20 protein-coding genes are annotated in these 22,386 nt (G+C 52.7%); 7 read left to right on the top strand and 13 right to left on the bottom strand.

Annotation, left to right across the window (positions count from 1 at the left end):
* Nucleotides 1-6 precede the first annotated feature (6 nt).
* Together hutX and hutZ are read left to right on the top strand one after the other, a co-directional pair.
* Nucleotides 7-510 (top strand): heme utilization cystosolic carrier protein HutX, encoded by a 504-nt coding sequence (hutX, locus tag ACK3CJ_RS13590; protein ID WP_409522758.1) that lies wholly within the window; start codon nt 7-9, stop codon nt 508-510.
* Entirely contained in the window at nt 503-1,030 is a 528-nt protein-coding gene (gene hutZ, locus ACK3CJ_RS13585) for a heme utilization protein HutZ (RefSeq protein WP_409522757.1), read from the top strand. Before hutX ends, hutZ begins: the two co-directional genes overlap by 8 nt.
* A gap of 97 nt (nt 1,031-1,127) precedes the next feature.
* Here hutZ and ACK3CJ_RS13580 read toward each other — a convergent pair whose 3' ends face one another.
* Nucleotides 1,128-2,489, bottom strand: a complete 1,362-nt coding sequence (locus tag ACK3CJ_RS13580) for an 8-oxoguanine deaminase (protein ID WP_409522756.1) — start codon at nt 2,487-2,489, stop codon at nt 1,128-1,130.
* A 127-nt stretch (nt 2,490-2,616) separates the two neighbouring features.
* Nucleotides 2,617-4,104, bottom strand: a complete 1,488-nt coding sequence (locus tag ACK3CJ_RS13575) for a nucleobase:cation symporter-2 family protein (RefSeq protein WP_409522755.1) — start codon at nt 4,102-4,104, stop codon at nt 2,617-2,619.
* A gap of 402 nt (nt 4,105-4,506) precedes the next feature.
* Here ACK3CJ_RS13575 and kbl point away from each other — a divergent pair, with 402 nt between their 5' ends.
* The 5 genes from kbl (at nt 4,507) to yfaE (ending at nt 10,957) form a co-directional block, all read left to right on the top strand.
* A complete protein-coding gene (gene kbl / locus ACK3CJ_RS13570) occupies nt 4,507-5,700 on the top strand; it encodes a glycine C-acetyltransferase (RefSeq protein ID WP_409522754.1) in 1,194 nt (397 codons plus the stop codon).
* 23 nt (nt 5,701-5,723) lie between these two features.
* Complete coding sequence (tdh, locus tag ACK3CJ_RS13565; RefSeq protein WP_409522753.1) at nt 5,724-6,746, top strand: L-threonine 3-dehydrogenase; 1,023 nt, start codon at nt 5,724-5,726, stop codon at nt 6,744-6,746.
* 467 nt (nt 6,747-7,213) lie between these two features.
* Nucleotides 7,214-9,475 (top strand): class 1a ribonucleoside-diphosphate reductase subunit alpha, encoded by a 2,262-nt coding sequence (gene nrdA / locus ACK3CJ_RS13560; RefSeq protein WP_409522752.1) that lies wholly within the window; start codon nt 7,214-7,216, stop codon nt 9,473-9,475.
* Nucleotides 9,476-9,550: 75 nt separating this feature from the next.
* Entirely contained in the window at nt 9,551-10,681 is a 1,131-nt protein-coding gene (nrdB, locus tag ACK3CJ_RS13555; RefSeq protein ID WP_409522751.1) for a class Ia ribonucleoside-diphosphate reductase subunit beta, read from the top strand.
* Nucleotides 10,682-10,693: 12 nt separating this feature from the next.
* Nucleotides 10,694-10,957, top strand: coding sequence for a class I ribonucleotide reductase maintenance protein YfaE (yfaE, locus tag ACK3CJ_RS13550; protein ID WP_409522750.1), 264 nt, complete (start codon nt 10,694-10,696; stop codon nt 10,955-10,957).
* 329 nt (nt 10,958-11,286) lie between these two features.
* Here yfaE and nth read toward each other — a convergent pair whose 3' ends face one another.
* From nth to cysD, 11 genes are all read right to left on the bottom strand, one after another.
* Nucleotides 11,287-11,919: an endonuclease III gene (nth, locus tag ACK3CJ_RS13545; RefSeq protein ID WP_409522749.1), complete on the bottom strand. Its 633-nt coding sequence runs from the start codon at nt 11,917-11,919 to the stop codon at nt 11,287-11,289.
* A gap of 24 nt (nt 11,920-11,943) precedes the next feature.
* A complete protein-coding gene (locus ACK3CJ_RS13540; RefSeq protein ID WP_409522748.1) occupies nt 11,944-12,921 on the bottom strand; it encodes a sensor domain-containing diguanylate cyclase in 978 nt (325 codons plus the stop codon).
* A complete protein-coding gene (locus ACK3CJ_RS13535; RefSeq protein ID WP_409522747.1) occupies nt 12,918-13,949 on the bottom strand; it encodes a response regulator in 1,032 nt (343 codons plus the stop codon). Before ACK3CJ_RS13535 ends, ACK3CJ_RS13540 begins: the two co-directional genes overlap by 4 nt.
* A gap of 231 nt (nt 13,950-14,180) precedes the next feature.
* Entirely contained in the window at nt 14,181-14,885 is a 705-nt protein-coding gene (locus ACK3CJ_RS13530) for an electron transport complex subunit E (protein WP_409522746.1), read from the bottom strand.
* Entirely contained in the window at nt 14,882-15,544 is a 663-nt protein-coding gene (gene rsxG / locus ACK3CJ_RS13525) for an electron transport complex subunit RsxG (RefSeq protein WP_409522745.1), read from the bottom strand. The genes ACK3CJ_RS13530 and rsxG overlap by 4 nt, the downstream gene beginning before the upstream one ends.
* Before the next feature lie 3 nt (nt 15,545-15,547).
* Entirely contained in the window at nt 15,548-16,603 is a 1,056-nt protein-coding gene (locus ACK3CJ_RS13520) for an RnfABCDGE type electron transport complex subunit D (protein ID WP_409522744.1), read from the bottom strand.
* A gap of 43 nt (nt 16,604-16,646) precedes the next feature.
* Nucleotides 16,647-18,404 carry an electron transport complex subunit RsxC gene (rsxC, locus tag ACK3CJ_RS13515; protein WP_409522743.1) on the bottom strand — a complete coding sequence of 586 codons (1,758 nt, stop codon included), beginning with the start codon at nt 18,402-18,404 and terminating at the stop codon, nt 16,647-16,649.
* A complete protein-coding gene (gene rsxB, locus ACK3CJ_RS13510) occupies nt 18,401-18,997 on the bottom strand; it encodes an electron transport complex subunit RsxB (protein ID WP_409522742.1) in 597 nt (198 codons plus the stop codon). Before rsxB ends, rsxC begins: the two co-directional genes overlap by 4 nt.
* A gap of 12 nt (nt 18,998-19,009) precedes the next feature.
* A complete protein-coding gene (rsxA, locus tag ACK3CJ_RS13505) occupies nt 19,010-19,594 on the bottom strand; it encodes an electron transport complex subunit RsxA (protein WP_409522741.1) in 585 nt (194 codons plus the stop codon).
* A 112-nt stretch (nt 19,595-19,706) separates the two neighbouring features.
* A complete protein-coding gene (gene cysN / locus ACK3CJ_RS13500; protein ID WP_409522740.1) occupies nt 19,707-21,398 on the bottom strand; it encodes a sulfate adenylyltransferase subunit CysN in 1,692 nt (563 codons plus the stop codon).
* Between the two features lie 56 nt (nt 21,399-21,454).
* On the bottom strand, nt 21,455-22,372 hold the full coding sequence (cysD, locus tag ACK3CJ_RS13495; RefSeq protein ID WP_409522739.1) for a sulfate adenylyltransferase subunit CysD: 918 nt from the start codon (nt 22,370-22,372) through the stop codon (nt 21,455-21,457).
* Nucleotides 22,373-22,386: the final 14 nt, after the last annotated feature.

Here is a 22,386-nt window from a genome sequence, read left to right as displayed (position 1 = left end):
AAATCTATGACAACACTTCAACAGCAGATTGAGATGTGTCTGCAGGAAAAACCAGAACTGCGGCCTGTAGAGGTGGCGCGGCATCTGGGGTGCAGCGAGTGGGAGGTGATCTGCTCGCTGCCGGATGAGCTGGCAACCTGCCTGGAGGGTGAAGTGGCTCAGTCGCTGCTGCAAAGGATGGCTGGCTGGGGGCCGGTGACCACTATCGTTGAGGTCGAGGGATCTATCTTTGAGTTCAAGGGTAGTTTGCCTGCAGGTAGTCTGGCCTATGGCTACTACAATCTTTTCGGTCAGCCCGGACAGATGCATGGGCACCTGAAACTGGATGCTGTGTCCCATATTGCCCTGATCAGTAAACCCCTGCGAGGCAAAGAGGCCTATGCTGTCTCTTTCTTCTCAAACGCTGGAGCCTGCATCTTCAAGGTCTATCTCGGGCGCGATACTCAGGGTGTAATTTTACACAACCAACGACTGGAATTTGAAAAGCTGAAGGAGATTGCATATGAGTGAGCAGCAGAACCGATTACAGAAACGGATCGCACCGGAGATCCAGTCATTAAGGGACCAGGCTCGCTCACTGATGCTGGCGACGATCAATCCGGATGGAACACCTAATGTCAGCTATGCACCTTTTGCGCTGGATCAGGAGGGGTATTACATTCTGATAAGTGATATTGCCAGACATGGTCGTAATCTCAAGGTGAACCCCTATGTCTCATTGATGATCATTGAGGACGAAGGTGCCGCAAAGCAGCTGTTTGCACGTGAGCGTCTGACCTTTGAAGCGCTGGCTAACATGGTGGAGCGCGAAACCGACTTGTGGCGAAACGGTATAGCTCAACTGCAGGAGCGTCATGGTGACATGATTGGCAACCTTTCACAGTTGGGAGATTTTAACCTCTTCTGTTTAAAGCCTGTTGCGGGGCTCTATGTGCGTGGTTTTGGTCAGGCCTATCAAGTGAGTGGTGATGATCTGGTGGAGGTCGTGCATCTGAAGGAGGGCCATCAGCGTTTGAAGGATGCAGGCTGACGCATTCGTTCTGAGGCGATACCTCGCTAGCACACCTCAGAATCAGCACTGCCGCTAGAACCATTTGATCAGGTGGCTCTAGCGGCAAGCTTTAGGTTCAGGTCAGCAACTGTACAGCCAGTTCTCGCTGGCGTGCCTTCATCGCCTCGATATCCAGATCACAGATCTGGCCGTCTATAACACGCCATCGGCCCTGCACCATGACCCTGTCGGCGCGCTGAGCGCCACACAGTATCAGTGCTGCCAATGGATCACCTGCACCGGCAAACTGTATCTCATCCAGCTTGAACAGAGCCAGGTCAGCCTGCTTGCCAACAGCCAGCTCACCGATATCATCACGCCCCAGACAAGCCGCTGAACCACGTGTTGCCCAGTCCAGCACCTTCTGATGGGTGATACGTGCCGCACCATAACGCAGACGTTGTAACAGCAGGGCCTGTCGTACTTCCAGAATCATATTGGAGCCATCGTTCGAGGCCGAGCCATCCACACCGATACCAATCGGACAACCGGCTGCTTCCAGATCCAGTGTCGGGCACTGTCCGGATGCCAGCAACATATTAGAAGAGGGGCAATGTGCAATGCCGACACCTGCCTTACCCAACCGCTGTACTTCCTCATCGTTGAAATGGATGCCATGTGCCAACCAGACACGATCACTGAGCCAGCCGACCGATTCGAGATAATCCACCGGGCGCTGACCGAACATGCGCAGGCAGAAGGCCGTTTCATCCTCGGTTTCGGCCAGATGCGTATGCAACTGTACATCATGTTGCTGGGCCAGGGTCGCACTGGCTTTCATCAGATCGGTACTGACCGAAAAAGGCGAGCAGGGGGCCAGTGCTATCCGCACCATCGCGCCGGGGCGCGCATCATGGTAGCGCTGAATCAGACGCTCGCTGTCATCCAGAATAGTCTGTTCAGACTGTACGGTGGACTGTGGCGGCAAGCCCCCCTGATCCTTGCCGAGGCTCATGGAGCCACGTGTCAGATGCACACGGACACCGAGTCTGGCTGCCTGTTCGATCTGTATATCGATCGCCTCTTCGAGCCCGGCGGGGAAAAGATAGTGATGATCACTCGCCGTGGTACACCCGGACAGCAGCATCTCAGCCAGCGCAATAGAAGTGGATGACTCCACCATCGCCGGATGCAACCGTGCCCAGATCGGATAGAGCGAAACCAGCCAAGAGAACAGCTCTTTGTTCAACGCCTGTGGATGGGCGCGGGTGAGGGTCTGATAGAAGTGATGATGGCTGTTGATCAGCCCCGGCAGAAGCACCTGCTGGCTGGCATCATGGCTAATATCGATGTTGGATGCAGGTGTTTGCCCGGCCGCAACAAGCTCAATGATGATTCCATCCCTGATCACTACACCGCCGGCATAGGCGCTATCAAGCGCTGCGAGCGGGTGTTTTATCCATATTGTTGTTAAAGGTGATGATGTTGGGTTTTGCATGAGACTTTCGGCTCCATTGTCAGTTGAAAGTGTGCATCACCCGGATGTAGAAACGCCCTGACGTACAATCCGGAAAGGTCCGCCAGGGGATTGGGCCCGACCCATCGGGGTCGATCAGCAATGAGGTTCAACTGTTGTGGCTGTTGCCGGTGGCCTCCTTGAAGGCGGTGCGTGGCAGCGGGTTGTTATTATCGTCAGTGTCTCCAGCAGCATCTGCAGCGGGCTGGACTTCGATATCATCGGTTGTATCTTTCATCTCCGGCAACAGCAGGCTCAGAGTAATGGCAGAGATCGCGCCGATCGCAACCGGTGAGCGTAGAATATTGGCGAGGGTCGCTGGCAGTTCCTGCAGGACTTCCGGCACACTGGCCACGCCGATCCCCAGCCCCATCGAGATGGCGATGATAATCATGTTGCGACGGTCAAGCGTGGCATTCGAAAGGACTCGGATGCCAGCTACGGCCACCGTTCCGAACATGATCAATGTCGCGCCACCCAACACAGGCTTGGGCATCTGCTGCAGTACACCGCCGATGATAGGAAACAGCCCCATGATCACCAGAATGGCGGCAATATAGATACCGACAAAGCGGCTGGCAACTCCTGTCAGCGCGATCACACCGTTGTTCTGGCTGAAAGTCGTGGAGGGCATGCTGTTGAAGGTTGCAGCGATCAGAGAGTTGACACCATCACCGAGCACACCGCCGCGAATACGGTTCAGGTATACAGGACCTTTGACCGGCTCACGCGAAATGGTGGAGTTGGCTGTCAGGTCGCCGGTGGTTTCCATCGCGCTGACACAAAAGAGGATGGCGAGTGGAATAAATGCTGCCAGATCAAACTGGAAGCCGTATTTGAAGGGTACGGGGATCGAGATCAGCGGCAAACTTGAGAGATGTGAGAAATCCAGTCGACCCATGAAGAAGGCGACCACCATCCCGGCAGTGAGGCCGATAACAACAGCGGCCAGCCGAATCATCGGATTCTGTGAACGGTACAGCAGTACAACTGTGACCAGTACGACGGCTGCGAGCATCAGATTGTCAAGGGAGCCGAAGTTCTGCGCGCCGAATCCGCCCCCGATATCTGTCATTGCTACTTTGATCAAGGGAATACCGATCAGCAGAATGATGGTACCGGTCACGACAGGTGTAATGATTCTTTGCAGCTTATGGATAAAGCGGCTGAGGAATATCTCGATGAAAGCCGCGCAGAAACTGACACCGAAAATGGTCGCCAGGATATCCTCTGGTGTGCCGCCATTCCCCTTCACGATCATCCCCGCAGAGAGGATGGCGGTGAGAAAGGCAAAACTGGTGCCTTGCAGGCAGAGCATTCCGGCCCCGATCGGACCAATACGCCGGCATTGAATAAAGGTACCAACGCCCGATACGACAAGCGCCATACTGATCAGATAGGGAATATGTTCACCCAGACCAAGAACGCCACCGACAATCAGGGTGGGTGTCACTACCCCGACCAGGCTCGCCAGAACATGCTGGAAAGCTGCAAACAGAGAAGGGATAAACCCTGGTCTGTCATGCAATCCGTAAAGCAGGTCGTGGTTTTTTTCAGGCTGTTCCGGTTGCTTCTGTTGTGTTGCTTCCTGAGTCATGACAATTCTCTTTTATTGTTATGTGCAGACAATTCGAAAGTACATGAAAGGATACATCATTGCAAAATATTGTTTATCTATATTGATGTTTATGTACACAATATTTGGTGTGGTTTTTTCAATCATAATTATATGATTTATAAAGGCTTAATCAGTATTGCTGCTAAATAGCTGACTTTAAAATCAGTTATTATTCTGCTTATAAACTGTGAATACCTGAAGTAAGTTTTGACTCAAAAGTCAGGTTATTTCTGTGACGTAATCGCATGAAAAGAGTCGCATGAAAAGAGTCGGGTAAAATTGTACCGATGCAAAAAACTCATTCGCGAGCAGCGGACACTCTGGCGTGCAGAGTGTTAATCTTATAGTTACTGACTCATACTAATAATAAAGGAGATAGGAATGTCTGAAGCTTTTTACCAGCAACTTGATACTGAGTTGGAGCAAATTCGCCAGGATGGCCTTTATAAGGCAGAACGCATCATCACATCCGCTCAACAGGGCGAAGTATCCATTTTGGATGGCAGCCATGTCATCAACCTCTGTGCTAACAACTATCTGGGGCTTGCCAATCATCCGGAGCTGATCGACGCCGCCAAAGAGGGCCTCGACAGTCACGGCTTCGGCATGGCATCTGTACGTTTTATCTGCGGCACTCAGGATAGGCACAAAGAGCTGGAAAATCGGTTGGCAGAGTTTCTCGGTATGGAGGCGTGTATTCTTTACCCTTCCTGCTTTGATGCCAATGGCGGTTTGTTCGAAGTCCTGCTCGGGCCGGAGGATGCGATCATTTCAGATGCGCTGAATCATGCCTCCATCATCGACGGCGTTCGACTGTGTAAGGCAAAACGTTACCGCTATGCAAATAATGATATGGCCGAGCTGGAACAGCAGCTCAAGCAGGCGCGTCAGGACGGTGCGCGCCATATTCTGATCGCAACTGATGGTGTGTTCTCGATGGATGGCGTCATTGCCAACCTGAAGGGGATCTGCGACCTGGCAGAGCAGTATGACGCGATGGTCATGGTGGATGATTGCCATGCTACCGGTTTTCTGGGCGAAAGCGGACGTGGCAGCCATGAATACTGTGATGTCATGGGGCGAGTCGACATCATCACAGGCACGTTGGGTAAAGCCCTCGGTGGTGCGTCCGGCGGCTATACTACGGGTAGGAAGTCTGTCATTGAACTGTTGCGTCAGCGTTCGCGGCCCTATCTGTTTTCCAATTCAGTGGCTCCAGCCATCGTTTCAGCTTCACTGAAAGTGATGGATCTGATTGAACAGGGCGACAGTCTGAGATCGCAACTATGGGACAATGCGCGCCACTTCCGGCAGCAGATGTCTGAAGCGGGCTTTACACTTGCGGGTGCTGACCATGCAATCATTCCAGTGATGATCGGTGATGCGCGTCTGGCGGGAGAGCTGGCCGAGCAGTTGTTGGCAGAAGGGATCTATGTGGTCGCCTTCTCCTATCCGGTCGTTCCAAAAGGGCAGGCGCGTATCCGTGTGCAGATGTCTGCAGCGCATAGTCGTGAACAACTGGACAAGGCTATTGCAGCCTTTATTCAGGCGGGTCGTACACTGGGCATTATCTGATTGGTCAGATCTGAGGAGTCATCATGAAAGCATTGGCTAAACTGAAGCCTGAAGAAGGCATCTGGATGACAGATGTTCCCAGGCCTGTAATGGGGCACAACGATCTGCTGATCCGCATTCGCAAAACGGCCATCTGCGGTACAGATGTTCACATCTATAACTGGGATGAGTGGTCGCAGAAAACCATTCCGGTGCCGATGGTGGCCGGGCATGAATATGTTGGAGAGGTGGTCGAGATAGGGCAGGAGGTACGCGGTTTCAGTATCGGAGATCGTGTCTCCGGTGAGGGGCATATCACCTGTGGTCACTGCCGTAACTGTCGTGCTGGTCGCACCCACCTGTGCCGTAACACCATAGGTGTCGGGGTGAATCGTGACGGCGCTTTTGCCGAGTATCTGGTAATCCCTGCATTCAATGCCTTCAAGATCCCGGACAATATATCCGATGATCTGGCGGCTATATTTGATCCCTTCGGCAATGCCGTGCATACCGCGCTGTCGTTTGATCTGGTTGGTGAGGATGTGTTGATCACCGGAGCAGGGCCGATTGGTATCATGGCTGCTGCTGTGTGCAGACATGTTGGTGCCAGGCAGGTCGTCGTGACCGATGTGAATGATTACCGCCTGGGACTGGCCAAGCAGATGGGTGCCACGCGCACATTGAACGTCATGCAGGAGGATCTGCATGAGGTGATGCATGAACTGGGCATGGCCGAAGGGTTTGATGTTGGCCTGGAGATGTCGGGTGTACCCTCAGCCTTCAAGAGCATGCTGGATGGCATGAATCATGGCGGTAAGATCGCGATGCTCGGAATTCCACCCTCCGATATGGGGATCGACTGGACTCAGGTGATCTTCAAGGGGTTGCAGATCAAGGGGATCTACGGGCGCGAAATGTTCGAGACCTGGTACAAGATGGCCGCCTTGATTCAATCCGGATTGGATCTCACACCGATGATCACCCATCACTTTCCTGTGGATGAGTTCCAGAAGGGCTTCGATGTGATGCGATCAGGGCAGTCGGGCAAGGTGATTCTGGAGTGGTGACTTTCTGATCTCTCAGGTCGTGTTGCCTCATCCATAAGGAGGGGTAGCCACTGTGTTTGATATACCCATTTCGGAGTGCTGTTTAGATTCTTGACGACCATTATGCGAAGGCATCCGGTTTAACACTTTTGTCATGAAAAAAAATCCATTCCGGCAAATTTTGCCTCCTTTGAGCCTCAGCCCGCATGATCTCTGAACTGAGCGCCATTCTGAGCCTTTGCCTACACTGCAAAAGCCTATAAATCAAGAGTTGAATTTTCCTCGTTAGTGGCTATATAGTGTGTTCATTGAGAGTGGGCACACAAGATATTGTGTTTCTAGTGCAAAAAGTAACCAGAGAGAAATAAGCAGCCTGCAGAGCTGTATCATCTGGTTATCACACGCCAGGCAGGGCTTAGGATAAGGCCAAACAGCAGGATCTGACCCGCCTGAATATAATCGACCGATAAAACTGGAAGAGCGTCGTTATGCAGAAAAATCTGATGGTAACCAAACGTGATGGACGCAAGGAGCCGATCGATCTGGAAAAGATCCATCGTGTTATTATCTGGGCGTCTGAGGGGCTGGAAAATGTTTCGGTTTCACAGGTTGAGCTGAGCGCTCATATCCAGTTTTATGAAGGCATCACTACCTCCGATATCCACGAAACGCTGATCAAGTCAGCAGCGGATCTTATCTCGGAAGATGCGCCGGATTATCAGTATCTCGCCGCACGTCTGGCGATCTTCCACTTGCGCAAACGTGCGTTCGGCAGCTTTGATCCGCCGACTTTGTATCAGCATGTCAGCAAAATGGTGGAAGAGAAGCGTTACGACCGCCATCTGATTGAAGATTACACCGAGGCCGAGTTCGATGAGCTGAATCAGCATATTGATCACAGCCGGGATATGAACTTCAGCTATGCCGCAGTGAAACAGCTTGAAGGCAAATATCTGGTTCAGAACCGTGTTACCGGTAAGATCTATGAAAGCCCGCAGATTCTTTACATGCTGGTGTCGGCATGCCTCTTCTCTGGTTATCCAAAAGAGACGCGTCTGGATTATGTGAAGCGTTTTTATGATGCCACGTCGCTGTTCAAGCTGTCCTTGCCGACACCGATCATGTCTGGTGTGCGTACCCCAACGCGTCAGTTCAGCTCTTGCGTGCTGATCGAAACAGACGACAGTCTGGATTCGATCAACGCGACGGCGGCGGCTATCGTCAAGTACGTGTCTCAGCGTGCCGGTATCGGTATCAATGCCGGGCGTATTCGGGCCATCGGCAGTCCGATCCGTAACGGCGAAGCCTTCCATACCGGCTGTATTCCTTTCTACAAGCATTTCCAGACAGCTGTTAAATCCTGCTCTCAGGGTGGTGTGCGCGGTGGGGCGGCAACGCTCTTTTATCCGCTGTGGCATCTGGAAGTGGAATCACTGCTGGTACTGAAAAACAACCGGGGTGTTGAAGAGAACCGCGTGCGCCATATCGACTACGGCGTGCAGCTGAATAAATTGATGTACCAGCGTTTGATCAAGGGTGAGAACATTACCCTGTTCAGCCCGCACGAGGTACCTGGCCTGTATGATAACTTCTTTGCCGATCAGGAAGAGTTCGAGCGTTTGTATGTGAAGTATGAACAGGACCCATCGATCCGCAAGAAGACCATCAAGGCCGTTGAGCTGTTTGGTCTGCTGGCATCCGAGCGTGCATCCACTGGCCGTATCTATATTCAGAACGTCGACCACTGTAATACGCACAGCCCATTTGATCCGGCAGTGGCACCGGTGCGTCAGTCCAACCTCTGTCTGGAGATTGCGCTGCCTACCAAACCACTGAACGATGTTAATGATCCGGAAGGCGAAATCGCACTCTGTACGCTGTCGGCGTTCAACCTGGGTGCACTGAATAGTCTGGATGAGCTGGAAAATCTGTCCGATCTGATCGTGCGCGCCCTCGACAGCCTGCTTGATTATCAGGACTACCCGATTCCGGCTGCCTTCAATGCCTCCATGAGCCGTCGCACGCTGGGTGTTGGTGTGACCAACTTCGCCTACTATCTGGCCAAGAATGGCGTGAAGTATTCCGATGGCTCCGCCAATGGTCTGGTGCACAAAACCTTCGAAGCGATTCAGTACTATCTGCTTAAGGCTTCCAACCAGCTGGCGAAAGAGATGGGCCCCTGCCCGAAATTCAACGAGACCAACTATGCCAAGGGTCTGCTGCCGATCGATACCTACAAGCGTGATATCGACAGCTACTGTGAAGAGCCGCTGCACTACTTCTGGGAAACCCTGCGTGAGGATATCCGCGAATTTGGTCTGCGCAACAGCACGCTGACAGCGCTGATGCCTTGCGAGACCTCCTCGCAGATCACCAACTCAACCAATGGTATTGAGCCGCCGCGTGGTTTCGTGTCGGTCAAGTCGAGCAAAGATGGTGTTCTGAAACAGGTGGTGCCCGAGTATCTGAAGTTGCGTGAGCAGTATGAATTGCTCTGGAGCATCCCGGATAACGAAGGCTACCTGCAGTTGGTTGGTATCATGCAGAAATTTGTGGATCAGGCGGTTTCATCCAACACCAACTACGATCCAAGCCGTTTCCCGGACGATAAAGTGCCGATGAAGCAGCTGATGAAAGATCTGCTGACCGCTTATAAATATGGTCTGAAAACACTCTACTATCACAACACGCGTGATGGCGCGAGTGATCAGGCGGATGAGGGTTGTGAAGGCGGCGCCTGCAAACTCTGATTTTCTACTCAATACGTTGCTCTCGCTCGAGAGCAACGCTTCAGGTTCGAACGCTACACCAGGGATATAAACGGAATGGCATACTCCACTTTCAGCACCAGTAATCATGATGCGACACGGGAGCCGATGTTTTTTGGTCGCGGGGTCAATGTTGCCCGTTATGACAAACAGAAGTACCCTATTTTTGAAAAGCTGATCGAAAAGCAGCTGTCCTTTTTCTGGCGTCCGGAAGAAGTGGATCTGACCAGTGATCGCAAAGACTTCGTTGATATGCCTGAGCATGAAAAGCATATCTTCCTGAGCAATCTCAAATATCAGACATTGCTGGATTCCGTACAGGGTCGCTCACCTAATATCGCTTTTCTACCGGTGGTGTCCCTGCCGGAGCTGGAGACCTGGTTTGAAACCTGGGCGTTCAGTGAAACGATCCACAGTCGCTCTTACACGCACATCATCCGGAATATCATCACCGAGCCCTCAACCGTTTTTGATCAGATCGTGACCAACGAAGAGATCGTCAAGCGGGCAGAGTCGGTGACACGCCTGTATGACGAATTTATAGAGCTGGTCAATGTCTATTCACTCTATGGTCCCTGTGTGAAAGAGATTGATGGTCGCCGACTGGATGCGACCCTATACAACCTGAAAAAGAAACTCTACCTGACCATGGTTTCGGTCAATGTGCTGGAGGCGATTCGCTTCTATGTCAGCTTTGCCTGCTCTTTTGCATTTGCGGAACGGGCATTGATGGAAGGCAACGCGAAGATCATCCGTCTGATCGCGCGCGATGAGGCGCTGCATCTGACCGGTACTCAGCATATACTGACCATCATGGCTGCCGGCAAGGATGATCCTGACTTCAAGCAGATAGCGGTAGATTGTCTTCCAGAAGTATATGAGATTTTTCGAGAAGCTGCGGAGCAGGAGAAAGACTGGGCGACCTACCTGTTCAGTCAAGGCTCCATGATCGGCCTGAATGCCCGCATCCTTGGTGATTATGTCGAATACATCACCAATGTCAGGATGAAGGCGCTGGGGCTGGATGAAATCTTCCCGGCCAGACAGAACCCTCTGCCCTGGATGAATGGATGGCTGGTCAGCGACAACGTACAGGTCGCTCCACAGGAGTCCGAGATCAGTTCCTATCTGGTGGGTCAGATAGACAATGATGTCGCAAGCGATGATTTTGACGGGTTTGATCTGTAAGGATGTCAATCGATGGCAGGTATACCGCGCATCAAGGTCAATAACTACCACACCTTTTTCTATCAGTACGAGTTCTCGTTGCTGGATGCTCTTGAGGTGCAGGAGATTCCTGCGCCCTATAACTGTCGCGGTGGATACTGCGGCAGTTGCAAGGTCAAGCTGCTGGACGGTGAAGTTGAAATGGTCCAGGATGCGCTGGTAGATCTGCAGGATGATGAGATACTGACATGCTGCTGCAGACCCCTTACGCATATCGAAATAGAACTTCCTGAATAACCCTCTTCATAAAAAGGTTTAAGGCATTAATCGTGCCTGTTTTCGAACCTCTCTCTTGACTTTTGCACACCTTGCCTCAAGGTTTCTATGAAAAATCCTTTATAGGGGATAATTTTTAATTTAATCCTATTGATTTATATAACTCATTGAAATATATGTAATTATTATCGGCTGTTTGTTTTTGTACCAATCTGCTGAAAGCCCCGAAATACGTTGGATTGGGGTATTGATCCCAAAACTACTCACAGTTTTATCCACAGAAAGTGTGAGTAAGATATTTTGTGGATAAGCGCTACAGGAGTGGATTTTTCAGGTAACTATTTGTCGCTTTACTCACTTTTTTCCTTGTATTCACAGAGGTCTTCAATAATGCAGGAGCCGCACTTGGGTTTACGTGCGGTGCACACATAACGGCCATGCAAAATAAGCCAGTGATGCGCGTCCAGCAGAAACTCTTTTGGCACATGTCGCATCAGCTTGTGCTCAACCTCAAGTACATTTTTCCCCGGTGCGATACGGGTACGATTAGACACTCTGAAAATATGAGTATCAACCGCCATGGCGTGCTGACCAAATGCAGTATTCAACACGACATTGGCTGTTTTGCGTCCCACACCCGGTAATTTCTCCAGCGCCTCGCGCTTGGGCGGGACCTCGCTGCCATGCTCGTCAATCAGAATGCGGCAGGTTTTGATCACATTTTCGGCTTTGGTGTTGAACAGACCGATGGTGCGGATATATTGCTTCAGCCCCTCAACGCCAAGCGCAAGAATTGACTCGGGAGTATTGGCGACCGGGTAGAGCTTGCGGGTAGCCTTATTGACACTGACATCGGTCGCCTGCGCCGACAGCATAACGGCAACAAGCAACTCAAAGGGAGAGGTGTATTCCAGTTCGGTTCGGGGTTCGGGGTTTTGCTCACGCAGGCGTGAAAAGATCTGATAACGCTTCTCAGCATTCATCGCATATCATCTTGTTCGATTGTGTTATTTATCAGGGATATTGCTGAAGACTGTGACGAGGTTGCGCCCATGCTCCTTGGAGAAGTAGAGCGCCTGATCGGTCTGCTCTATCCATCGGTGATAATCATCCTGCAGGTTGTCCACCTCTGCAATACCGATACTGACGGTGATATCGATCCGCTGGTTATCATATCGGATATCCAGCCCCTCGACGGCAGCGCGCAGGCGTTCTGCAAACACTTCGGCATTGGCAGCAGGGGTGTTCACCAGCAGTATACCGAACTCCTCGCCACCATAGCGGCCGGCAATATCGGTGGCGCGCGCATGGTGGCTGATCTCGCTGGCGAGTTTTCTGATCACCTCATCACCTGCCAGGTGGCCCATGGTGTCATTGATCGGTTTGAAGTGATCTATATCCAGCATCACCAGTGAGCTGGGGACCTGGGTACGTACATAGCGCTCGAACTCATGCTTGACGCATTCTTCCCAATAGCCGCGGTTATTCAGTTTTGTCAGGCGGTCAGTACGGCTGAGCTGCGAAAGTTCAGCATTAGCCTGTTGCAGATCCAGACGGCTGATCGCGGCATCGGTCATATCATAAATAAGGATGCCAAGGTGCTCCACTTTACCGCTGGGAGACGCCAGAGGGATCAGGGTAATATTCTGGTACATGAAATCGGCGCGCCCGGTAATGGGGCGGTAAGACTTGAAGCGGAACAGGTAGGGACGCTCTTCCCAGGTGATGAAGGCACGGTTATTCAGCAGAAATACGCTGTTCAGCTTGCGCTTGAGCCAGGTGGCAGGCAATTCTGGAAAAGTATCGAACAGTGATTTATTGCGCACCTTGCTGTCGCTGATGCCCGAATGATTCACCATGAAACTGTTCCAGAGCTGAATATTGAACTCATGATCCAGCACGATCAGACCGACATCGAGCGTTTGCAACAGACCCAGTTGCCAATGGAACTCGTCAATACTGATGTTTTGATCATAGAGCTTCATTCGAGGTGCTCCAGTAGCTCTGCCAGTGCGGACAGAGAATCTTCCGTGAACAGAATAAGGAGGTCGCAGCTGACGGCGTGGCCTTCAATTTTATAGTCTATCTCAATGGCCAGGGTTTTTTTCCAGCGTGGCTTTTCCAGCTGGAGGTCAGGCGGAGCACAATGCAGCCCCAGAATCTGCGGTGTACCCTGACTGAAGTTCAGGTCCAGTTGGTTGCCGGTACTGCTGATAAAGGCGCCGATCAAAACGTTGGCAATATCCATCAGCAGTTCGCGCTCAATAGCGTCGGTGATTTCGCCTTCATGGTGCAGCAGTTGTGCAATATCGGGTATAGATGAGTCATTGAACATCAACAGGGCCTCGCCTGCGATGCCAGGGCCGATAAAGCTCTGCGATATGGTGGTGATAGGCTCATTGCCGCTCGTGTTTTTCAAAGCCATGTCGAGCTCGGCGATACTGATCAGCTTGACACGTGGAATCGGCAGTTCAATGAATACGTTCAGCAACTGGGCCAGTAGATTGGCTGCGCGCCCCATGGAAACGTTAGCGAGCTCCTGTGTGTACTCACACAGCTGTTGCGTTTCGCTGGGTAAGGCCAGGTCTGTAGCACCGGAAAGAATCGGAGCTGCAGGAGTCGTGTCCTGTCGCTGCTCCAGTTCGCCGAGTAGACCATAGTCGCTCAGCGCCTGATTCAGAGTTTCGACACTGACGGGCTTCTGGATGAAGCCGATTGCACCGAGCGCTTGTACACGTGCCTGAGCGTCTGGCTGAATATCGCCTGATACGACAATGACCAGCGCCGGAAGATCGTCACGGCGAATCCTCTCCAGTACTTCATAGCCATCCATGATAGGCATGTTCAGGTCGAGAAAAACAAGATGGCCTTGCTGTGCACGAATCGCTTCAAGTGCCTGGAGTCCGTGCTCTGCTTCGGTGATTTCAACATTCCAGTGCTGTAGTGCCCGAATCATTTGTCGACGGGCAAGGCGGGAGTCATCACATATGACAATGGGAAGAGGATTCGCCACCATAGCTCCTGAAGGTTATTGTTGTTCTCGAAAGAGGAGGGCTTAGGGTAAAGAAATATTGTGTAATATTCAAACAATAAGTGTAAAAAAATCACCTATAATAAAGCGTTAGGAATTAATTTAGTACACGCTAATGTTTTGAGGGGTTAGCAGTCTCAGAGGCAGAAATCGGGCCAGCAAGCGCTGCTGGCATGGTGCTGTGAGGATAGTGTATGAGGGGTTGTACCTTGCTCAGCCGGTGATTCTGACGCGCTTGCTGCCAGTCACTTGTTCTTTCTGCACAGTCTGTTTCTGGCGAGCCTTGATTCGTGTATCGAGAATATTTTTCAATGCGATCAGAAGACCCATGCCAACAAAGGCGCCCGGTGGCAGTATGGCAAACAGAAAACCACGATAGTTTTCAACCAATGTGATCTGCCAATTGCTGGCGTGCGGACCGAACAGTAATTGCATGTTGCTGAACAGGGTTCCCAGACCGAGTGCTTCACGCATCGCACCCAACAGCATCAGTACCACCGTGAACCCAACCCCCATCATCAGACCATCAGTGACTGAGGCTGCCACCGTATTTTTTGAGGCAAAGGCATCGGCACGGCCCATGATGGCGCAATTGGTCACTATCAGAGGAATGAAGATACCCAGAATCAGATACAGGTCGTAGGTCAGGGCTTGCATCAAGAGTTCGATGGCGGTTACGAAGGCTGCAATGATCATGACGAAAATTGGCAGCCTGACTGACTCAGGCACCAGGGTGCGGAACATCGAGACCGTCAGGTTGGATCCGATCAGTACCAGCGTTGTGGCCAGCCCCAGGCCGATGGCGTTGACGACCGTGCCAGTAACCGCCAGCAGTGGACACAGGCCCAGCAATTGCACCAGCGCCGGATTGTTGTGCCAGAGGCCGTCCAGCGTGATCTTGCGAAAGTCTGTGCTCATGACTCATCTCCTGATGCTGAAACTGTTGGGGTGGAGTCCTGTATCACTACGGGGCTCAGTAGCTCGGGACGCCGGCTCTCGTAAAACTGAACGGTTCTGGCCACGGTTCTGACTACGGCGCGAGGGGTGATGGTCGCCCCGGTGAATTGATCAAAATCGCCTCCATCCTTGCGTACCCGCCAGCGAGAATCGTTGGAGCTGTCCATGGCTTTATTGTCAAAAGCCAGTATCCAATTGGACTTGGCAAGCTCAACCTTGTCGCCCAGGCCTGGTGTTTCTTTGTGCTCAAGCACACGCACTCCAGCAACACGACCATCGCGCCATATTCCGACCAGCAGGCGTATGTCGCCACTGTAACCGTCGGGAGCGGTGGCTGGCAAAATCACCGCAGCCACTTCACCATCAACAATTGACTGATAGGCTGTGATCGGCTCAGCAAAACCCAGCTCTGGTGCGCTGATCTGGAGCGACTGCCTGTGCAGCTGGTCATCCAGCTCGCGTGGCAGAATTTCGTACAGTGCACGAGCCCGGTGCTCCTGTTTATTCAGAGAGATATGCTCGCTTGTCATCACTTGAGTCACTGCAATGACGCCTGCAGTCACGGCTGCAAACAGGGCGATACCCAGGGTGCTGCGTCGCATTGAAATCAAGAGTTCCATCACTTACCCCTTATCCTTTATGCCGACGCGTGCACGGTTGTGACCATAACTGCGAGGCTGGGTGTAGAGATCGATGAAAGGGGCGGCCAGATTCATCAACAAGATGGCAAAAGCAACAGCATCGGGGTAGTTACCCCAGGTGCGGATAATATAGACCAGCAGGCCGACGCCGATACCGAAAATGATCTTTCCTCTGTTGCTGGTAGCACAGGAGACAGGATCCGTGGCGATGAAGAAGGCGCCCATCATGGTGGCACCGACACCCATATGCACAAAGGGGTCGGCATAGTTGTAGGGGTCAATCCCGTAGACCAGGCTGGCCATGATGAATAGTGTGGCGAGCATCGCAACGGGCGCATGCCAGGTAAAGATCTTACGATAAAGGAGGTAGGTGCCGCCCATCAGATAGGCGCCGCTGACAGCATACCAGGCGAAAACGCCCTGGCTCAGTACGGCTGAGTTGCGCCAGACCTCTTCGGTGGTCATGCCGCCACGGTTTTTGAGTGCGTCGAGCGGTGTGGCACCTGTCAGGGTATCCAGCCAGACGGGCTCCATACCCATGAAAATCAGTCGCAGAGTATCCGCGAAGCTGGCAACCTGCCAGCCATCTCCCTGAATAACAAAGGGCAGTGTCCAGCGTGTCATCTCGACAGGGAAAGAGATCAGCAGCAAGGCATAGGCCACCATGGCCGGGTTGAAGGGGTTGTTGCCCAGACCACCATAGAGGTGTTTGGCGAGCACGATGGCGCTGAATATGCCCACGCCCATTACCCACCAGGGTGCAAAAGGAGGTATCGCCAGTCCCAGCAGTACTGCGGTGACCAGCGCGCTGCCATCTGTCAGGAAAAAACGCAGTGAGCGTTTGCGAAGTAGCAGGCAGATCGCTTCAAAGCTCAGTGCCAGCAGCATGGCGAGCGTGATCTGAATCAGGGTGCCCCAGCCGAAGAACAGTGTCATGGCAAAAATGGCCGGCAGGGTAGCGAGCAGGACCTGTCGCATCACTACGGCACTGGTGTTGGTCTTGAACACGTGTGGGGAGCTTAAGCGAATCAGTGACATGACTTGGTTGATCCTGTAGTGATCCTGATGGGGTAAGCGTCGATCACAGTGACTCCGTTTCCTGTTGTGCAGTGGGGGAGGATTTTGCAGCGGGGTCTTCTCCGCCAGCATTGATCCAGGCGCTATGCGCCTGCTCCGCCTTCAGCTCAAGATCCTTGACAGTCTCCTGCATTTTTTCGATACCTTCCTGACCTTTTTCCTCGGCGTTCTTGAGAGCGTCACGCGCCTTCTTGAGTTTTGTACGCGCTATGGCAGCAGCTGTCTTGAGTTGCTTGAGCTCTGCCTCATCGTTTTGCTCCGTGGCAGGTTTGGCATCCTCAGCCCGCTGGCGTTGCAACTGCTGTTTAGCTGCGGCCTCTGCGCGCTCTTTACGTTTCTGTTCCTTCTCGGCCTGCTCACGTTCGAGTCGTGCCTGGCGGGCTTCAAAGCGTATGCGAGCATGATCAGCTTTCTTCTGTTCGGCTTCTTCGCTGCGAATCTCAGACTTGGCAAAACGATAGTGCTGTACCAGTGGGATGCTGCTCGGGCAGACATAGGCGCAGGCGCCGCACTCGATACAGTCAAACAGGTTGTGGTGCCTGGCTTTGTCAAACTCCCGACCCTTGGCAAACCAGTATAGCTGCTGTGGCAACAATTCTGCCGGGCACACCTGTTCACACATGCCGCAGCGGATACAGGGCTGGGCCGGTGGTGCCGGGGGCATCTCATCATGGCTGGCGGCAATGATGCAGTTGGTGGTTTTAATGACCGGGATCTGATCATTTTCGACTGAAATACCCATCATCGGCCCGCCCATGACCAGGCGGAATAGCCTGTTATGATCAACCTCAGAGGCTTGCAGCAGTGTTTCAAAGGGGGTGCCGATCAGCACTTCCAGATTCTGCGGATGGCCGACCGCGTCGCCGGTAACTGTGACGATACGAGAGATCAGGGGTTCACCCAAGTGCACGGCGCGGTGAATAGCTGCAGCCGTACCGACATTCTGGCAGACGATTCCGACATCTGCAGGTATCTTACCGCTGGGGACTTCGACATTGGTCAGCAGTTTGATCAGTTGCTTTTCACCACCGGACGGATATTTGGTGGGCACAATGACCAGGTCAATATTCATCTGAGACTTCAGCTGAGTCTGCTGCAGCGCATCTCTTAGCGAACGTATCGCATGTGCCTTATTATCTTCTATGCCGATCAATATATGGCTGGGTTGCAGCAGGTGGGCCAGTATTTCAATGCCGGACAGCACCTGATCCGCACGCTCTCTGAGCAGCATGTCATCGGCCGTAATGTAGGGTTCGCACTCGGCTGCGTTGATGATCAGCGTGTTGACGATATGATCATCACCCAGGTGCAGTTTGACATCGGTCGGGAAGCCCGCACCACCCAGACCTGCAATACCTGCCTCACGAATAAAATCGATCAGCTCGCTTTTCTTCATCTGCCGATAGTCGCTGATCGGTTGATGTGTTATCCATTCATCCTTACCGTCGCTTTCCAGCACGATGGTATCTGCCTCAAGGCCGGATGCGTGTGGGATCGGATGTGGGCCGATATAGCTGATTCTGCCAGATGTAGGTGCATGCACGGCGGCACTGATGCGCCCGACCGGCTCTGCTATCTTCTGCCCCTTGAGAACGTAGTCACCGACTGCCACAAGTGGTGATGCCGGTAGGCCGATATGCTGTTGCAGCGGCAGAATCAGTCGATCGGGCAGTGGCGCAGGGCGGATTGGCGAGCGCGTCGAGTGTTTTTTGTTGTCGGGTGGATGGATGCCACCATGAAAGCTATAGACCTTGACCATCATGCGCTCTCCTGCATCAGATGTCCGCGTCCACGGTCAGTCAGGATCAGGTTGGGATCCGATACCGGAGCTGGCCAGCGCCAGTTGTTGGGGGTGACCGGCAATGGAATCATATCGATACAGTCAACAGGGCAGGGTTCTACACACAAGTCACAGCCGGTACATTCACTGATGATCACGGTATGCATCTGTTTGGCCGCACCCAGAATGGCATCAACCGGGCAGGCCTGAATGCATTTCGTGCATCCGATACACTCATCTTCGCGAATGTAGGCAACGGTTTTGGGTTTCTCTTCGCCATGCTCGGCGTCCAGCGGGATGGGCTCCAGATCCAGCAGGTCAGCCAGAGCATCGATGGTCGTCTGGCCACCAGGAGGGCACTTGTTAATGGCATCGCCATTGGATATGGCTTCGGCGTAGGGTTTACATCCGGGGTAGCCGCACTGGCCACATTGTGTCTGCGGCAGGATCGCATCTATCTGTTCTACGATTGGATCGCCTTCAACGCGAAAACGAACAGCGGCGTAGCCCAGCAGCAGTCCGAATGCGGCAGCGAGTAGAAGCAGCGCCAGTATGGCAGTCAGTATTGTGCTCATCTGTCTGCCACCTCAGAACTGGACCAGGCCAGTAAAGCCCATGAAGGCCAGTGACATCAGCCCTGCCGTGATCATGCCGATGGCTGCGCCACGAAAGGGGGTGGGTATATCTGCCACTGCAATGCGCTCGCGCAGAGCGGAAAAAAGAATCAATGCCATGGAGAAGCCAACCGCAGCACCGAAGCCATAGGCGATCGACTCAACAAAATTATTCTGCTTCTGGATATTCAGCAGCGCTACACCCAGTACCGCGCAGTTGGTCGTGATCAGGGGTAGAAAGATCCCCAATAGCTTATGCAGCAGTGGGCTGGTCTTATGTACCACCATCTCGGTGAACTGAACCACAACGGCAATCACCAGAATGAATGAAATAGTACGCAAGTAAGTGATATCGAACGGGACCAGCAGGTAGCGGTAAACCAGATAGCTGCAGACAGACGCCAGCGTCAGTACAAAGGTTGTCGCCAGAGACATACCCATGGCTGTTTCCAGTTTGTTGGACACGCCCATAAAGGGGCAAAGTCCCAGAAACTGTACCAGCACAAAGTTGTTAACCAGTACGGTACTGATCAGTATCAGCAGAAAGTCGGTTGTCATGAGATAGCCGGTTCGTCCAGATAAACGAAAATCGTTGGTATATCAGCGAAACGTCAATTTTAACGGAATCATCCCGCTTACGGTACAGCAAGCGAGATGATAAATGGCTCAATCAGCTTTTATTACGCTGTTCAATGCGGTTGAGCAGGTCGCTGACGACCGATACAAGGCTGTTTTCGCCAAGTTTATCCAGATCAGCCTCGATAGCGTTATCGATCTGAGTGGTAGCATCGGTCAGGAGAATGAAGCCCTTGCCTTGTAACCAGCCGGACACATCGCCTGCATGGTCTTGCAGAACAGGGCTCAATGTCTTTGTTTTCAGTACCAGAGGCAGGCGACCAAGATCAAACAGGCGTTTTTCCAGAGTGTAGATCAGTTTGCTGCGATCGTTTTCGCTGCCACCAGTGATCTGGACAACCTGAGCCTTCTGGCCAAGGCGCTGCTCCCACTGCTTTGCATCAACCAGGCTGCTGTCGACGACAGTCAAGCCTTCGTGGCTGTCACCAGCTTCCAGGATCATGCCGGCGGCCACAGTGCTGTTGGTCAGGCGATCTACCAGAATAAATGAACCGGTGCCTTTGTGCAGCTTGTAGTTGTCGGCAATGACAGGTCGCTCGACGACCACTTCAACGCGAGCAATCTCATTCAGCTTGAGCGTTGCGGCCGGGAAGTGCTCACGTGTGTTGACGTCGATACGGTGACGTATGGCGCTGATCTGTCCTGCATTGCGAGAGGTGGCCAGTTTGACCTCGTAGTTGCGCCCCGGAACCAGCTCGGCTTCAGACATCCACACCAGATGAGCATCAAAGCTGTTGCTGGTTTTAGCATCAGCAGAGCTGTGGACGATCATATCGCCGCGTGACACATCAATCTCATCTTCGAGCGTCAGGGTCACTGCCATCGGTGCAAAGGCTTCCTCGACATCGCCATCGAAGGTGACAATCGATTTGATGCGGCTTCTCTTGCCGGATGGTAAAACGGTTATGTCATCACCCGGGCGGACAATGCCAGATGTGATGGTGCCGCAGTAACCACGGAAATTAAGGTTCGGGCGGTTGACATACTGTACCGGGAAGCGCAGTTCATCAAAGTTATAATCCTGAGCAATCTCGATGTGTTCAAGCAACTGCATCAGGGGCTCGCCCTTGTGCCAGGGCATGTGCTCTGAAGGATTGACGACATTATCGCCGTTCAGTGCCGACATCGGGACGAAGTGTGCATCCTGAATATTCAGGTCGGATGCGAAGGCGAGGTAGTCCTTTTTGATTTCCTCAAAACGCTCCTGGCTGTAATCCACCAGATCCATCTTGTTCACGGCAATCAGGACGTGCCGAATACCCAGCAATGATACGATGAAGCTGTGGCGACGTGTTTGTACCTGAACACCATGGCGGGCATCGATCAGAATGATGGCCAGATCGCAGGTGGAGGCACCAGTGGCCATGTTGCGGGTGTATTGCTCATGGCCCGGTGTGTCTGCAATGATGAACTTGCGCTTCGCCGTTGAAAAATAACGGTAGGCAACATCAATGGTGATGCCCTGTTCACGTTCGGCCTGCAGGCCATCCACCAGCAGTGCGAGGTCTATCTCTCCACCTGTGGTGCCTGATTTCTTACTGTCTGACTGAATGGCGGCCAGCTGATCTTCATAGATCATTTTGGAATCATGCAGCAAGCGGCCGATCAGGGTCGACTTGCCATCATCCACGCTGCCGCAGGTCAGGAAACGCAGCAGTTCCTTGTTTTCATGCTGCAGCAGATAAGCATCAATATCGCTGGCAATCAGTTCGCTCTGGTGGCTCATACTTTCTATACCTTAAAACAGATTCAGTGGCTGACGTACATACAGGGTCGGGTGGATCAGAAGTAACCTTCCATCTTCTTCTGTTCCATCGAGCCGGCACCATCGTGGTCGATAACACGACCCTGACGCTCGGAGGTGGTGGCCAGCAACATCTCCTGAATGATCTCAGGCAAGGTTTCTGCACCGGATTCAACGGCGCCGGTCAGCGGGTAGCAGCCCAGTGTACGGAAACGGACTTTTTTCATCATCGGCGTTTCGCCCGGTTTCAGCGGCATACGCTCATCGTCCACCATGATCAGCGAACCATCGCGCTCCACCACTGGGCGTATTGCTGAGAAGTACAGTGGCACAATCGGGATCTGCTCCAGATAGAGGTATTGCCAGATATCCAGCTCGGTCCAGTTGGACAGTGGGAACACGCGAATGCTCTCGCCCTTGTCGACACGGGTGTTGAAGATGTTCCACAGCTCTGGGCGCTGATTCTTCGGATCCCAGCGATGGTTCTTGTCGCGGAATGAGAAGATACGCTCTTTGGCGCGGGACTTCTCCTCATCACGACGAGCACCGCCAAATGCAGCATCAAAACCGTATTTATTCAGGGCCTGCTTCAGGCCCTCGGTCTTCATGATGTCGGTATGCTTTTTGGAACCGTGCACAAAGGGGCTGATGCCCATCTGCAAACCTTCCTGGTTGATATGAACGATCAGATCCATACCCGCCTGACGCGCCATCTGGTCGCGGAAGTTGATCATCTCCTTGAACTTCCACGTGGTGTCGACATGCAACAGCGGAAAAGGAGGGATGCCAGGGTGGAAGGCTTTGCGTGCCAGATGCAGCATCACGGTAGAGTCTTTACCGATGGAATAGAGCATCACCGGGTTGTCGAACTCGGCAGCCACCTCACGAATGATGTGAATGCTCTCGGCTTCAAGCTGTTTCAGATGTGTTAAGCGATGTTGCGACAGCGGCTTCATGTTAAGACTCTTTT

The organism is Nitrincola salilacus, assembly GCF_046271865.1.
Taxonomy (GTDB): domain Bacteria; phylum Pseudomonadota; class Gammaproteobacteria; order Pseudomonadales; family Balneatricaceae; genus Nitrincola; species Nitrincola salilacus.
Note: the sequence above shows the minus strand (reverse complement) of the source record. Positions and strands in the feature narration are given on the sequence as shown.

Coding starts and splice junctions, on each gene's coding strand:
- tdh (WP_409522753.1), top strand. CDS start 5,724: ATGAAAGCATTGGCTAAACTGAAGCCTGAAGAAGGCATCTGGATGACA.
- cysN (WP_409522740.1), bottom strand. CDS start 21,398: ATGAGCCACCAGAGCGAACTGATTGCCAGCGATATTGATGCTTATCTG.
- ACK3CJ_RS13530 (WP_409522746.1), bottom strand. CDS start 14,885: ATGAGCACAGACTTTCGCAAGATCACGCTGGACGGCCTCTGGCACAAC.
- ACK3CJ_RS13580 (WP_409522756.1), bottom strand. CDS start 2,489: ATGCAAAACCCAACATCATCACCTTTAACAACAATATGGATAAAACAC.
- nth (WP_409522749.1), bottom strand. CDS start 11,919: ATGAATGCTGAGAAGCGTTATCAGATCTTTTCACGCCTGCGTGAGCAA.
- nrdA (WP_409522752.1), top strand. CDS start 7,214: ATGCAGAAAAATCTGATGGTAACCAAACGTGATGGACGCAAGGAGCCG.
- ACK3CJ_RS13540 (WP_409522748.1), bottom strand. CDS start 12,921: ATGAAGCTCTATGATCAAAACATCAGTATTGACGAGTTCCATTGGCAA.
- yfaE (WP_409522750.1), top strand. CDS start 10,694: ATGGCAGGTATACCGCGCATCAAGGTCAATAACTACCACACCTTTTTC.
- rsxC (WP_409522743.1), bottom strand. CDS start 18,404: ATGATGGTCAAGGTCTATAGCTTTCATGGTGGCATCCATCCACCCGAC.
- rsxB (WP_409522742.1), bottom strand. CDS start 18,997: ATGAGCACAATACTGACTGCCATACTGGCGCTGCTTCTACTCGCTGCC.
- hutX (WP_409522758.1), top strand. CDS start 7: ATGACAACACTTCAACAGCAGATTGAGATGTGTCTGCAGGAAAAACCA.
- kbl (WP_409522754.1), top strand. CDS start 4,507: ATGTCTGAAGCTTTTTACCAGCAACTTGATACTGAGTTGGAGCAAATT.
- rsxA (WP_409522741.1), bottom strand. CDS start 19,594: ATGACAACCGACTTTCTGCTGATACTGATCAGTACCGTACTGGTTAAC.
- nrdB (WP_409522751.1), top strand. CDS start 9,551: ATGGCATACTCCACTTTCAGCACCAGTAATCATGATGCGACACGGGAG.
- cysD (WP_409522739.1), bottom strand. CDS start 22,372: ATGAAGCCGCTGTCGCAACATCGCTTAACACATCTGAAACAGCTTGAA.
- hutZ (WP_409522757.1), top strand. CDS start 503: ATGAGTGAGCAGCAGAACCGATTACAGAAACGGATCGCACCGGAGATC.
- ACK3CJ_RS13575 (WP_409522755.1), bottom strand. CDS start 4,104: ATGACTCAGGAAGCAACACAACAGAAGCAACCGGAACAGCCTGAAAAA.
- rsxG (WP_409522745.1), bottom strand. CDS start 15,544: ATGGAACTCTTGATTTCAATGCGACGCAGCACCCTGGGTATCGCCCTG.
- ACK3CJ_RS13520 (WP_409522744.1), bottom strand. CDS start 16,603: ATGTCACTGATTCGCTTAAGCTCCCCACACGTGTTCAAGACCAACACC.